Below are 13,898 nucleotides of genomic sequence, written 5' to 3' on the forward strand. Positions count from 1 at the left end.
CAGGGAATCAGTCTGTTTTCATCGGTCCGTCGCTGGCCAATCCGGACCGAGACTGCTGCTCGACGGCGATCTCGGCCGTCGTCGCGTCAGGATCGAGTGGCGTGTATCTCTCGATGGATCCCCAGTCTCGGGCGTAGTCGTCGGCGAGGTACGACGGCAGTGTCTCCGCACCGAGGAGCAGTTCGGTCCAGCCGAGCGGGCCGCCGCCGATCGAGTCCTGCCAGGCATTGGTGGATTCGGCACCGGTGCGGTCGGGCAGGATGCGGTACTTCGGTACCTCGGCGACGCCGTCGCGATGATCGAACGGGCGCTGGCACGGAAAGGCGAGTCCGACGGCCCAGTCCAGCATCACCGGATCGGTCGATCCGACCAGTGAGTTCAGCGTCTGCGTCTTCGGGACGCGCGGCGGGGTGACGGCGAGCCATTGATCGCCGGCCAGGTCGTTGTCCTCGGCGACGATGCGCACGACGTCCGCGTCGGCGGGAAGGTCGTTCATCGGCACGCGCAGGTTGCGCCACGACGGCGACGGACCGATGTCGAGCGGGGTGATGCGTCCCAGCGCGATCACGTCACCGCCGTCGAGGCGTCCGTATTCGAGTTCGACGCGTTGGCCTTCGGTGACGATGCCGTCCTGGTCCACCGATCGGATGCGGCCGGCGGCGGCGATGGCGATCAGGTCGCCTTCCCCCGGCAATGCGTACCAACCGGAGGTCAGGGATGCGGGCTCGGTGGCTCCGAAGCTGCCGAGTACCGGTGTGGTGCTCGGATCGAGGCCGAACGGCAGTGCGACTGTGCTGCCGTTGATTCCGACGTTCTCGGTGGTTCCGCCGGAGGTGCCCGCGGAGTTCGACGAGGTGGCCGCAGCGCTCTGTTCGGAGTCCTCGGGGCGGATGGAGTTCGCGCTGCCCTGCGCGGTGTCCTCGGAATCGGCCGTCAGGTCCTGGGCGACGCCGTCGGGGGTGAATCCGGTACTCCCACCGGCACCGAGGGCGTCGGCTGCGGGATCGATCGGTTGCAGGACCGAGCCGTTGACGTCGGTCTCCACCTGTACGTCACCGGCGAGTCCGCACGAGTTTCCGGCGAGGGCAGAGAAGTTCGAGCGGGCGATGGAGTACGCCGGGTATTGCGCCACAGCACCTTTGACGAACGAGAGCACCTCGAAGGCCACGACCCCGCCGGCGACGATGGTCAGCGCGGACGGCGCGAAGCGTCGACGCGTGGTCGGTTCTTCTCTGCGATAAGGCAATCGGACGTGCTGATAGGCCGCGTAGAGCAGCGTCAGCACCGTCAGGCCGAGCAGGATCGTCGAAAAGCCCTTGCCGGCAATGGACGGCGGCTTGTCGAACCACGGTATGCCGTAGCTCGAGACGTACCACCACCCGTTCGAGCTGGTGAACGCCACCGCCGTCAGGAACAGGACAGCGGCGGTGAACAGTGTTCTGTTGCGCGGAGATCGGACGGTCGCAGCGGTGACGGCAACGGCAGCCAGCGCGGCCAACGACGCCGCGAGACCGGCGTACACGCCGAAGTGGTGGGTCCACTTGGTGGGGGTGAACATCATCAAAGCCAGTGCGCCCAGGATGATTCCGAGGATACGACGCGACGGCCCGGTGGCCGTCCCGGGGATGCGTCCGTTCTTGCGGAGCATCACCACGATGCACACGACGATGCACAGCAGCATCGCGAACATGCCGAATCGTCGGGCGAGCGAGCCGTCGGGCGAGATGGTCATCAGCGCGTCCCAGCGGACGCGTTCTTCGAACCACGGCACGTTCGGTCCGATGGCCGAGCGCACCCGGGTGGCTTCGAGGACCGTGGCAAGAGTCTGGTCGGCGAAGATCGCGATCAACACCGCCAGTCCCGACGCGACCAGCGGCGCGAGAACGGCGAGCAGTCCCACCTCGCGAGCTCGCTTGACGACGATCATCACCAGCGGGCGCAGGCCGGCGAGCAGGGCTGCGACGGCGATCAGTCCGGTGGGTCCGGCGGCGAGGGAGAACGCGGCGATCAGGGTGCCGATGGCGGCGGGCAGCAGTCGTCCGGTGGCGATGGCGCGTTCGATCGAGCACCACGTGAGCAGTGCGCCGAGGGCGATGATCGGTTCGGGGCGCAGGCCGTTGTCGTAGGGCAGCCAGAAGGCGAGGAACACGAATCCGGCGGTCCACAGCGCGACCCGGTTGGTGAGAACTGCGCGACCGAGGCGGGGGATGACCTCGCGGCTGATGACGAGCCAGCACAGCAGCGCCGCGATGGTGGCGGGCAGGCGCATCCAGATGCTGGCGGTGCTGACCTTGGCGAGGGCGGCGAGCATGTCGTAGTACGGCATGCCGAACGGCGCTTCGGGGACGCCGAACCAGCGGAAGTAGTTGGCCATGTAGCCGGCGTTTTCGGAGACGCGGGCCATGTTGAGCAGGTAACCGTCGTCGGAGGTGTTCGCGCCGATGAAATGCCACAGCACCAGCACGCCCACCACGACGGCGTCGACGCCGGTGATTGACTTCCAGCGTGACGGGAGGAATCGGCGGTGGCGTCGACCGTCCATGCTGTCGAGGCGATGCAGCGCGAACAGGGACGCGATCACGGCGAGTGCGCCGACGATCATGGCCAGCAACTTGAACGTGGTGGGGCTGGAGGAGTAGCGCGAGTCGATGTCGGCGCGCACGTTCAGGCCGTCGACCGGTGCGGTGAGGTCGGTGTAGACGCCGACGACCTGCGGGCGGACGTCGCCGTCCATCGTGCTCGTGTCGCCGTCGAGGTCGACGACAGTGCTGGTGGCGTTCGACGAAACCGTCACGGCACAATCGGCGGACAGCTCGGACACGGGAGCCTCGGCGAGAACGCGATCACGCAGCAGCACCTGCAGCTGGTCGTCGTCGACCCGCACGATCAGTGCCTTCTGCTCGGTCTTCGCAGCTTCGATGGGTGCGGTGGAGATCAGCGTGCCGCCGTCGGTGAGAGCAGTGGCGGCGCTGCACGGAACGGTTGCCTCGAGGTCGACGGGCGAGTAGCTCACCAGCGGAGCGTTGACGCTGCCGAACGAACTCTGCGGCCACGACAGCGTCGCGACGTCCTGCTGAACCGGCAGCAGGGGTGTCGCGATGGCCAGAACCGCACCGATGATGCCGGTGACGATCGCTATCAGCCGGGCGGTCGCGAAGTTCGGAGCGGTCTCGGGCACGCCGACGATGCTAGGGGACGAGCGTCCGCACGTCCCACACCCATACGCCTCCGGTGTACCGAGGCTCGACGCCGACGAGGTCGGTGACGGTGCTCCGCAGAGCGAGAGTGTTCTTGCCCGGCGGCAGGACGACGACGTCGGCCTCCCAGAAAGCCATGTCCTCGGCGGCGTCGCTGCGCTGATCGGCGGTGATCTCGGGGACGGTGCCCGAGTCGTAGACCGAGCCGAGCAGCAGCGCCGTCGGACGGTCGACGGCCCCGTACTTGGCGACCTTCTCTTCCTTGTCGCTCGGTCCGACGAAGTATCCGGCGGCCAGTTTGAAGCCCATGTCGGCGTCCATCTGCCAGCGCAGCGGGCGCGCGTCCTCGGGCCGCGGAAGGGGAACGGTGACGACGGAACCGTCGTCGACGAAGTTCTCCCACTCGCCGTCGGCGAAGAACTCCGGCGTCGGGGACTTGTCGACGGTCACCAGCGGCGTCGGGATCAGGGGTACGAGTGCGAGCGTGAGTCCGGCGATCCAGAACGCAGGCAATGGGCGAAGTCCGTTGCGGAACGTGCGATCGGTGGCCAGGACGACCAGCAGGGCCAGTGCAGGCACCGCGCCCAACGCGAAGCGGGTTTCGAGCACGGATTCGACGAGGGGGTACTCGGCCAGCTTCGTCCACGGCAGCGTGATGCCGGTGTCGTCCTTGCCGATCACCAATGTCGCGCCGAGTGACAGCACGCTCATGACGATCGCGGTCGCGGCAGCCGCACGGGCGCAGGCGACGCGCCACATCCACACCGCTGCCACCAGGGACAGCACGAGTAGCGGCCAGCCGAAGTATGCGTTCTCCTCGGTGGCGTTGATGCGGACGTTCTGCCCCGGAGTCGCTTCGCCGCCGAGCGACTGCGTCGGGAATTGGAACAGTGCTTTGGCGTCGTTGCCCATGGCACCGTGTTCGAGGAACGAGTACGACTGCGGGCCGAAGAACTGCCACCACAGCGGAAACGCCACGAGCGTCAACGCGATGCCGGCCGAGACCGCGAGTCGGGGCACGGCGTTACGGACGGCAGGCCACAGCGACCGGGGCCTGGACACGTAGTAGACGACGGCGAAGATGGCGAACGACATCGCGAAGATGAGCAGCGGCTCTTCGCCGAGCAGGATCTGCAGCGCGACGATCAACCCGAGTCCGACGGTGTTCTTGGTGGTCCCGCCGCCATGTGCGATGCGGGTGACCAGCATGGCGATCACCGGAAGCAAGAACAGCACCACGAAGTTGGGGTGCCCGTTGGCGTGTGAGATCGCGCCGGGCGCGAAGCCGCACAGCGCGCCGCCCATTGCCGCGGCACCCTTGGACGCGTTGAGCTGGCGGGAGAACAGCCAGAACCACGCGAACGCGGTGCCGGCCAGGCCGACGGTGAGGGCAATTGCCCAGGTCACGGTGGGTCCGAAGAGCAACGTGATCGGTGCCAGGGGGATCGAGACTCCGAACATCGCCGTGTTCGCCATCAGATTCACCCCGAGCGGGTAATTCTGCAGGTCGCTCCACAGTGGATTGTCCAGATGCGCGACCGAATTGGCGGCGACGGAGAAGAACCACTCCCACATCGTCTGATCCTGGCCGCTGTTGTAGAGGTAGCCGCCGCCCAGATTGCGCCACTGGCCTTGCAGGACGTAGACGGCGGCGACAAGAAATCCGACCGCCGCAACGACGTCGCCACGCCCGACGCCGGAGTGTCGAGCCGGTGCCGTTGTCGGCTGCCGCTCGAGAACACTCTGGTCGTGGGTGGTCATCGCGTCGAGGTTACAGAAAGATCACGATGGGCGAAAACTCGAACGACCTGGGTCACACGGTGAGCGAGGTGGTGGTGCGGGGTCGTGAAGTTCCTATCCGATCAATTCCGCGAGTTCGACTGTGGAATGCTCGGCGATTTTCTTCTTGCTGGTCATGAAATCGCGCGGACGGTTGACGCAGTCTGCGGCGATGAGTTGGCCGTCGCGGAGGTAGTAGCAGGTGAAGTCGCGATCGCGCTCCGGGTCGCCGTTGACGACGACCTCGTCGTATCCGGTGCCCAGTCCGGCGATCTGAAGCTTGAGGTCGTACTGGTCGGACCAGAACCATGGCAGCGCGGTGATGGTGGCGGACCCTCCGGTCAAAGTCGATGCCGCCACCTTCGCGTGTTCGTTTGCAGCGCAGACTCCTTCGAGGCGGACGCGCCGCGAGTAGCGGGCAACGTGGTAGGCGGCGCAGTCGCCGGCAGCGACGATATCGGGATCGTCGGTGCGGGTCCGATCGTCGATGACGATTCCGTTGTCGACGGTGATCCCGGCCGCTTCGGCGAGTTCGGTGTTGGGCACGATGCCCACCCCGATGACCACCAGATCTGCCGGGAGCGTGTCTCCGCCGGCCAGCACGACCTCGCGCACACGGCTGTCTCCGCGGAACTCCTCCACGAGCGCACCCGTCCGGATCTCCACGCCCGCCTCGCGGTGGATTCGGGTGAAGAACGTCGAGACCACCGGTGCGGTCACGCGTTCCAGAACACGCTCCGCGGCCTCGACGACGGTGACGTCGAGACCGGATGCCCGGAGGGACGCTGCCGTTTCCAAACCGATGTAACCGCCACCGACGACGACTACCCGTGTGCCCGGCGTCGCGGCCGAGCGTAGCGATGCGGAGTCGGCGGCGGTGCGCAGGTAGTGAATGCCCGCCAAATCTGCTCCGGGAGTTGCCAATCGGCGAGTTCGCGCGCCGGTGCAGAGGGCGAGCTTGCTGTACGACTGCGTGACGCCGGAATCGAACGTGACTGTGCGAGCCTCACGATCGATGCTGCTCACCGAACCATCGACCAGCTCGATGTTCTGCTTGTCGTAGAAGTCCGCTCCGCGGATGGCCATGGCCTCGAGGGTCGAGGTGCCGGCAAGATAGGCCTTCGACAGCGGGGGACGCTGGTAGGGCAGCGTCCCCTCGTCACCGATGAGAACTATCTCCCCGGCCCACTTCTCGCGTCGCAGATGTGCGGCGAGCTGAGCGCCGGCGTGGCTGGCGCCGATGATCACCGCGCGTTCGGCACCCACTCAGGCCTGCTGCTTCGGGGTGAGGGTGACCATCATCTTGGATATACCTCTCACGAAGTTGGATTGCACGTACTCGGGCTTCCCGACCACCTCGATGTTCTCGAACCGGGTCAGCAACTCCTCCCACAGGATTCGCAGTTGCATCTCCGCGAGCCTGTTGCCCATGCACCGGTGCACGCCGAACCCGAACGCGATGTGGTTGCGTGCGTTCTTGCGGTCGATGATGAAGTCGTCCGGCCGATCGAACACGCGCTCGTCGCGGTTGCCGGAGGCGTACCACATGACCACCTTGTCGCCCTTGCGGATGAACTGACCGTTCAGGATCGTGTCTTCCTTCGCGATCCTGCGCATGTAGGCCAGCGGCGTCTGCCAGCGGATGATCTCCGACACCATGCCGGGCACGAGATCGGGATTCGCCTTCAGCTTCTCGAACTGATCGGGAAACTCGTTGAGCGCCAACACTCCACCGCTCATCGAGTTACGCGTGGTGTCGTTGCCGCCGACGATGAGCAGGGTGAGATTTCCCAGGAACTCCAGCGGCCGGTCGATGAGATCCTTCGTGTCGTCATTGGCTTGCAGCAGTGAGATCAGGTCGAAGCCGGGCTCTTCTCCCGCGGCTTTTCGAGCGGCTTTGTCGTGCCACAGAGCGCTCAGGCCCTTGGCTGCGTCGACCATGGCGCCGAACACCTCGTCGTTGTCCGAGGGGCCACCGTTGGTCTGTTCCATTGCCGTCGCCAGGTCCGACCACTCGACGAGCTTGTGTCGCTGCTCGTACGGGAAATCGAGCAACGTCGCCAGCATCCGTGCCGTGAGTTCGACGGACACCGTGCGAACCCAGTCGAACGGCTGGTTCACGGGAAGGTCGTCGAGAACTTCCTGAACCCTGGACCGGATCAGGCCCTCCATCTCGCGGAGATTCTTCGGGGCCACCACCCCTTGGACCGCGGCGCGCTGAGCGTCGTGACGCGGGGGGTCCATCGCGATGAACATCGCGATGTCCATGAAGCGCGGGGGCTTGCCGATGATGATGAAGGGCTCCGCCGAGAACACCTTGTGGTTCTTGTCGACAGCGATGATGTCCGCATGCCGGGTGACCGACCAGAACGGCCCGAACGGGCTGTTCGGCTGGAAGTGCACCGGCGCTTCGTTGCGGACGCGCTCGAAGTACGACGTCCAGAGGCCCTGGCGGTAGAGGAACGGGTTGCTCAGATCGATGTCGGCGAGATCGACCTCGTCGACCGGCGGAATCGGTGTCTCGGTGAACATGACCTGGCCGTCGGTGCGGGTCACGATCCGACGCGTCTTGTCGTAGAGGTGCGCGCCGCGTATTTGCAGTTCCATCAGGATGACGGATCTCGCGGTGGTCGCGACGGTGTCGGCGATACTCATGGCTCTCTCCTCCGGTCCGCAGTTCAGATCTGGAATTCGGGAACGCGGACCGTCAAGCCGTCCCACGACTCGCGCGCGGTCATCTGGCACGACAGCCGAGATGTCGGTTCACGCTCGGGGTTCATGGCGAGCATGTCCTCCTCGACCTCGTCGTTGGTGCCGACGACGTCGCTCCATGCGTTGTCGACGACGACGTGACAGGTTCCGCAGGCTGCTTCGCCGCCGCAGTCTCCGTCGATACCCGGGATGGCGTTGTCGACGGCAATCTGCATCAGGGATGTGCCCTCGGTCAGCGGTGCCTCGTGCTTCTCGCCGTCGTGCGTGACAAAGGTGACGTTGGCCATGGTGTTCTCCTCGCTGAGTAACTGTGTTCCAAGTCTCACTGCGATGGACTTTCCGAACCAGGCTCGAAAGCGTCGATTTGTTGTTAATTTGGCTCACGTGGGATCAACGGAGTCCGGAGTGCCCCCGCTTGCCTTCGCGCAGCTGCTCGGTAGCGGCGCGCTGGGCGAGCGGGCCGAGGCGGCGTTCCGACGCATCCTGGTGCGTGACGGCGTCAGCATGACGGAGCTGGTCACCCGCGACGGACAGGTGCCGCTGCGGTGGTTTCGGGAGGTGTACCCGGACCTCGACCGTCAACAGGGTTTCCGGCTCGGCGCGACGTTCGCGCAATACGTGCAGCCCACGTCGTTCGGCCCTCTCAGTCTTCCGCTGATCAGTGCCGGATCGGTGGCAGAGATGGTCGAGTTGCTGGAGTTTCTCCCGCTGGTCTCGACGGCTCTCGCCGTGCACATCCACCACACCGATCGCGGGTTGACCATCGGACTCGCCGGGCGCACGGGGGACGAGGGGCTCGACAGCATTGCTGTCGCGTACGGCGGTTCGTGCCTTCTTCGTCTGATCGACATGCTCGCCGGCTTCGCGGACGCGGTCGAACTTCACCTCGATATCCCGGCCCCGGAGCGCGATACGCTCGACGACGACGAGATCCGTCGCATCGTGTTCGATGCGCCGTCACCGTTCGTCTTCGTGCCGGCGGCCATCCTCGACGAGGCATGCCGGTTCTCCGATTCGTTGTCGTATCAACTCGGGATCGCGGAACTGAAGAAGGCCGTCGACGGCCGCCGTACGAAGTCGTACACGGAGACCGTGCGCGCGCTGTTCGACACCGACCGCGAGTGCACCAACAGTGCGCACTGTGCCCGGAGAATGGCCGTCTCCACCAGCACCCTCAAACGGAAACTCGGCAACGAGGGAGCCACGTTCCGTGCGCTACGTCAGGCGTTCCTTCAGGAGCGCGCGACCATGCGTCTGCTCGACGGTTCGGTCACGGTAGGGGAGATCGCCGCCGAACTCGGCTACAGCGACGTCGCCAGCTTCTCGCATGCGTTCACGCGATGGACCGGACGCTCACCGAGGGAATTTCGATCTCGCACCGCAGCACCGAGGTAGTGCGTTCGCGGTCGACGACCGTTCAATTCGTGCGCACGACCAGCGCGAAGGGTCCGATGTCGGTGACGGTGAATCGCGGATCCTCGAACAGTGACTGCGGGAAGGTGACGGTGTAGCGGCGCACGTTCGGGTCGTTCGGGTAGACGTCCTCGGCCAGGCGCAGGGTGTAACCGTCGGCACCGCGGCGGAACAGGAACGCATCCGGCGCGCGCCACTGGCTGGTGTCGAGCGCGTCGACCAGCTGATCGGGCGTCTCGAGCTCGGTCCACTGCTCGATGGCGTCGGCTCGCTGATCGAACTGCGCCAGTGGGTTGGCGTAGTGCGAGGTCAGTCCTTGGAAGCCGAAGTACGGGTAGTAGCTGAGGAACGACGTGTCCGCCGTCAGCAGGACGGTTTCGTCGCGCGGACGCTGGGTCTGCTCGGTGAGAGCGGCGTCGACCTCGCGGTAGTACGAGACCGCGCTCGGCGGACGCATGTCGGCGCGGTTGCCGTCACCGTCGGTGTCCGAGTACGCGACGGTGATCTCGGTCTGCAGTACCTGGGGAATGTTCTGCGCGTAGGTCATCGCACCGATGGCTGCTACGACGACAGCGGCGATACGGAACTTCGGTGGCTCGTTGATGGCCTGATAGATCGCGTGGCTGCCTTCGAGGAAGCCGAAAACGCCTGCGCTGCCGAGCAATACGATCAGCACCGCTTCGAGGCGGAACGAAAGCAGGGTGGTGCCCGCGGCCGTGGCGGCCATGGAGAGCAGCGTCCACAGATAGATGGAGACGACGCCGACGCCCAGTGCCTGCGCTCGGCGTGAGGACGAGAACCGCACCGCCACCCACACCGTGCCGATGAGGCACAGCACGCCCATCAGGGAGAACTCGAACATCGGGAAGGGGAGTGTCGCACCGGCTTCGGGCAGATAGTGCAACGCTGTGCCCGACGTGGAGGGTGCACCGCGCAGGAATTCGATCAGGTACGGCAGCCACACGGTCGCGGCGATGAGGCCCGATATCGCGGCGATCGCGGCGACCTTGATCGCGATGGGAACCAGTACGTTCCAGGACTTCTTCTCGCGATAGGCGAGGACGGCGGCGAAGAGCGCCATCAGTACGACGGTGAACGCCGCCAGGCCGAGATACAGCGTGTAGAACGTCGCGGCCAGACCGAGAAAGAGCCCGGTGCCGACCACCGCTCCCCACCCGCCCGAGGCGGGCCGGTGCAACGCTCCCCAGGCGAGGGCCAGCGCGGGTGCGAAGAGCATCACGATCACGGCGCTGTATGCCTCGGGGGAGGCGTGGGCGACGACGAGTGCGGTGGTGACGGCGCTGACGGCGACGGCCCAGTCGGCTCGGATCAGTGCCTTCCACAGCACGAACGACACGACGGCGGTGACGGCGAGCAGCCCGATTGCGTAGGGCTTGAACACTTCCCAGCCGTCCATGCCCAAGATGTTGCCGACGCGTCCGCCGAGCCAGAACCAGCCGGCCGGATAGAAGGGCGGAATGTCGGCGTACGTCATGTCGCGCAACGACGCCGAATCCGTCAGTCGCGTCAGGTATTCGGTACGGAACTCCTGGTCGACGGAGATGCCGAACAGATAGAGCTTGGTTGCAGCCAGCGGCATCCCGAGGGTGACGGTGACGAATCCGCTCAGCCCGATCCACGCCGCGAGCCGAGCGATCCACGGCCACTTGTGAATCCGGTACAGGTAGATCGACGCGGCGAACAGTGCTGCAGCGGTCACCTGCCCGAGCGTCGTGATGGCGCGGGTGACATTGGACGAGTTGAACGCCGGCCACTGAACCAGTGAGAAGGCGTACAACCCGACCGTCGCCACGATTGCTGCGACGAGCACACCGAGAGCGATTTCCCCGACGGCAGAGGCGGTTCTGCGAGCCGGTGCAACCCCGATTGTCATCGAGATCAGATGGGCAGCTTGCGGAAGATCGGCCGCGGCACGTGCCGCAGCACCATCATCACCAGACGCCACGGTGCGGGAGTCCAGATCAAGGGGGTGCCCTTGCGTGACGCGTTCACCGCGAGCTTCGCGATGACCTCCTTGTCGACGGTCATCGGCGCTTCCTTGACGTGCGCGCTGAACTTGGTGCGAACCATGCCCGGGCGAACGACGGTGACCCGAGGTCCGAACTCGCGCAACGCTTCTCCGAGGCCGAGGTAGAAACCGTCGAGTCCGGCCTTGGTGGAGCCGTAGACGAAGTTGGAACGACGCACCCGCTCGCCCGCCACCGAGGACATGACGATGATGCGGCCGTAGGCCTGCGCCTTCATCTTCTCGCCCAGCAGCACACCGACCGAGACGGACGCGGTGTAGTTGATGTTCGCGGCGAGGACGGCCTTGCGCTGGTCCTGCCAGAGCTGCTCGGCATCGAAGTCGACGGCGAAGGCGACGATGGCGACGTCGACGTCACCCTTGGCCCATGCCGCGTCGATGACCTTCGGGTGCGAGGCGGTGTCGAGTGCGTCGAAGTCGATGACGTCGACGGACTTCGCGCCCTTGGCCGTCAGCTGTGCGACGGCGCTGTCACGGAGAGGATCGTTCGGCAGCGCAGCGAGGATGACACGTGCCGGAGACTTCGACAGGTACTCCTCGGTGATCGCGAGACCGATCTCGCTGGTGCCGCCCAGAACGAGAATCGTCTGGGGGTTGCCTACGGCATCAATCGTCACAGCAGTTCCAGCCTTCTAGCCATATCGGAGGCGAAAACGCCTGTGGGGTCAACGGATCGGCGGACCTTGATCCACTCGTCGATCCGCGGGTACATCGAGTGGAAGGTCTCGGCGTCGGTGCGCGAATCCTTCGCGGTGTACAGACGACCACCGAACTCGAGCACCCGCTTGTCGAGCTCGCGAACGAACTCGTTCAATCCCGGCTTGATCGGGAAGTCGACGCAGATGTTCCACCCTGGAATCGGAAAGCTCAGTGGCGCTTTGTTTCCGGGTCCGAACAGCTTGAAGACGTTGAGGAACGAGTAGTGCCCGGACTTCTGGATGTCGACGATGATCTTCTTGAACTCGTCGACGGCCTCCGGCGGCACAACGAACTGATACTGGAGAAAGCCCTTGGAGCCGTAGGCGCGGTTCCACTCACCGAACATGTCCAGTGGGTGATAGAACGCCGTCAGGGACTGGACCTTGTTCCGGTAGTTGCCGGCCTTGCGGTACCAGACCTCGCCGACGGCGGAGAACGTGTACTTGTTGGCCAGGCCGTTGGGGAAGACGTCCGGGAAGGTCACCAGCGGCTTGGCGTTGAACCGCAGCGGGTCCTTCTGGAGTTTGGCCGGCAACTGGTCCAACGTCGCGAGCGATCCGCGGGAGAGGGCCGCGCGGCCGAGCTTGGGCGGCGGGGCGACCGCGTCGAACCAGGCACTCGAGTAGTCGTAGTTGTTCTCGCTGCCGTCGCTGTGCAGGGCGATGGTCTCGTCGAGGGTGGTGGTGACGTCGCCGTCGGCGATGAAGTAGGCCGTCTCCGTCGGCGTCATCTCGATCGTCGCGCGCAGGATGATGCCGGTCAGGCCGTTGCCGCCGACCGTCGCCCAGAAGAGCTTGGCGTTCTTGCCCGACGGCGTCAGGTGGCGGACCTGACCGTCCGCGGTGAGCAGTTCCATCGAGCGGACGTGGTTGCCGAAGCTGCCCGCGCTGTGATGGTTCTTGCCGTGGATGTCGGTGCCGATGGCCCCGCCGATCGTGACCTGGCGGGTGCCCGGCAGCACCGGTACCCACAGGCCGAACGGCAACGCGGCGCGCATCAGCTGGTCGAGGTTGACGCCACCGTCGACGTCGACGATCCGCGTCGACGCGTCGATGCTGTGAATGCCGTTCAAGGCATTCATGTCGATGACGAGGCCGCCGGAGTTCTGCGCGTTGTCACCGTAGGAGCGGCCGAGGCCGCGGGCGATGACGCCGCGTCGGAGGTGGGCCGGCTTGGAGTCGTTCTGCTCGGCGACCTGCTTGACCGCGTTCGCGATGAGCTCGGGGTCGGAGGTCGAGAGCACCTCTCCGGTGGAGGGAGCGGTACGGCCCCAACCGGTGAGTGTGCGGGTCTGCGTGGGTAGCGGCGCAGTGTTCCCGGCCTGTGGTTCCAGGGGGAAGAGTGCGTCGTCGGCTGTCGTGGACATCGCTCAAGAGGGTACCCGCACCGCAGCAGCGGCTAGTGTCAGTCCTCGTGTCCACCCCCGACCGCTCCGCAGAAGAAGGCTCCACGGGCGACGATTGGTCGCCCGAGAACGACGAGTTGCAGCATCACGTCCCGCTCCCCGTCGAGTTGCCGCTGACCGAGAACATCGCCGACGCGGCCCTCGATCTCAAGACGCAGGTGGTGCGTTTCTTGGCGACCGGTGTGCTGTCGGCCATCGTCGACCAGGGTGTCAACCTGATCCTGCACTTCGTGTTCGGCGTCGGTGTGACCCTCGCCAAGGCCATCGGCTTCGTACTCGGAACGACGACGGCCTACCTGATCAACCGCCGCTGGACGTTCAACGCGGCCCCGTCACGGGCCCGGTTCTTCGCCGTCGTCGCGCTGTACGGAGTCACCTTCGCCGTCCAGGTCGGCATCTACACCTGGCTCTACCAGGCTCTTCCCGACGGCTTCTGGTACGCCAACGTGGCCTTCGTCATCGCGCAGGGTACGGCGACGGTCATCAACTTCCTCGTCCAGCGATTCGTGATCTTCAAAATCCGCTGAGCCTCCGGGTTCGCCGCCGGGGGTTCGCAGGCGCGGGTTCGCCTCCGTGAGGTTCGCCCCGGGGGTTCGCCAGCGCGGGTTCGCCCCGTGAGGTTCGCAAACGCGCGCGCACTTGCCAA

Annotated in this window: 10 protein-coding genes; 2 read left to right on the forward strand and 8 right to left on the reverse strand. The window is 65.7% G+C overall.

All coding sequences use genetic code 11. The features are described 5' to 3' along the window. Window positions 1-7 precede the first annotated feature (7 nt). The 5 genes from R3P95_RS16700 to R3P95_RS16720 form a co-directional block, all read right to left on the reverse strand. Window positions 8-3,178 (reverse strand): arabinosyltransferase domain-containing protein, encoded by a 3,171-nt coding sequence (locus R3P95_RS16700; RefSeq protein WP_317548900.1) that lies wholly within the window; start codon window positions 3,176-3,178, stop codon window positions 8-10. A 10-nt stretch (window positions 3,179-3,188) separates the two neighbouring features. Then, entirely contained in the window at window positions 3,189-4,958 is a 1,770-nt protein-coding gene (locus R3P95_RS16705) for a glycosyl transferase (RefSeq protein ID WP_317548902.1), read from the reverse strand. 93 nt (window positions 4,959-5,051) lie between these two features. After that, entirely contained in the window at window positions 5,052-6,242 is a 1,191-nt protein-coding gene (locus R3P95_RS16710) for an NAD(P)/FAD-dependent oxidoreductase (protein WP_317548904.1), read from the reverse strand. Then, complete coding sequence (locus tag R3P95_RS16715; protein ID WP_317548906.1) at window positions 6,243-7,631, reverse strand: cytochrome P450; 1,389 nt, start codon at window positions 7,629-7,631, stop codon at window positions 6,243-6,245. It abuts the gene before it with no gap. A gap of 23 nt (window positions 7,632-7,654) precedes the next feature. Then, the gene (locus R3P95_RS16720; RefSeq protein ID WP_149407732.1) at window positions 7,655-7,975 is read right to left on the reverse strand and encodes a 2Fe-2S iron-sulfur cluster-binding protein; all 321 of its coding nucleotides are present in this window, start codon (window positions 7,973-7,975) and stop codon (window positions 7,655-7,657) included. Between the two features lie 118 nt (window positions 7,976-8,093). Between R3P95_RS16720 and R3P95_RS16725 the strand changes: the two genes are divergently transcribed. Next, the gene (locus tag R3P95_RS16725) at window positions 8,094-9,083 is read left to right on the forward strand and encodes a helix-turn-helix domain-containing protein (protein WP_394855435.1); all 990 of its coding nucleotides are present in this window, start codon (window positions 8,094-8,096) and stop codon (window positions 9,081-9,083) included. A 22-nt stretch (window positions 9,084-9,105) separates the two neighbouring features. On the opposite strand, the gene R3P95_RS16730 is transcribed toward R3P95_RS16725, so the two are convergent. The 3 genes from R3P95_RS16730 to R3P95_RS16740 are packed head-to-tail and all read right to left on the reverse strand — an operon-like array spanning window position 9,106 to window position 13,213. Beyond that, a complete protein-coding gene (locus tag R3P95_RS16730) occupies window positions 9,106-10,995 on the reverse strand; it encodes a galactan 5-O-arabinofuranosyltransferase (RefSeq protein ID WP_317548911.1) in 1,890 nt (629 codons plus the stop codon). Window positions 10,996-11,000: 5 nt separating this feature from the next. Further along, on the reverse strand, window positions 11,001-11,765 hold the full coding sequence (locus tag R3P95_RS16735) for a decaprenylphospho-beta-D-erythro-pentofuranosid-2-ulose 2-reductase (protein WP_149407733.1): 765 nt from the start codon (window positions 11,763-11,765) through the stop codon (window positions 11,001-11,003). Next, entirely contained in the window at window positions 11,762-13,213 is a 1,452-nt protein-coding gene (locus tag R3P95_RS16740) for an FAD-binding oxidoreductase (RefSeq protein ID WP_037187223.1), read from the reverse strand. The genes R3P95_RS16735 and R3P95_RS16740 overlap by 4 nt, the downstream gene beginning before the upstream one ends. Window positions 13,214-13,260: 47 nt before the next feature. Here R3P95_RS16740 and R3P95_RS16745 point away from each other — a divergent pair, with 47 nt between their 5' ends. After that, complete coding sequence (locus R3P95_RS16745) at window positions 13,261-13,779, forward strand: GtrA family protein (protein ID WP_082899055.1); 519 nt, start codon at window positions 13,261-13,263, stop codon at window positions 13,777-13,779. Window positions 13,780-13,898 lie beyond the last annotated feature (119 nt).

It is taken from the genome of Rhodococcus cercidiphylli (assembly GCF_033042225.1).
GTDB lineage: Bacteria > Actinomycetota > Actinomycetes > Mycobacteriales > Mycobacteriaceae > Rhodococcoides.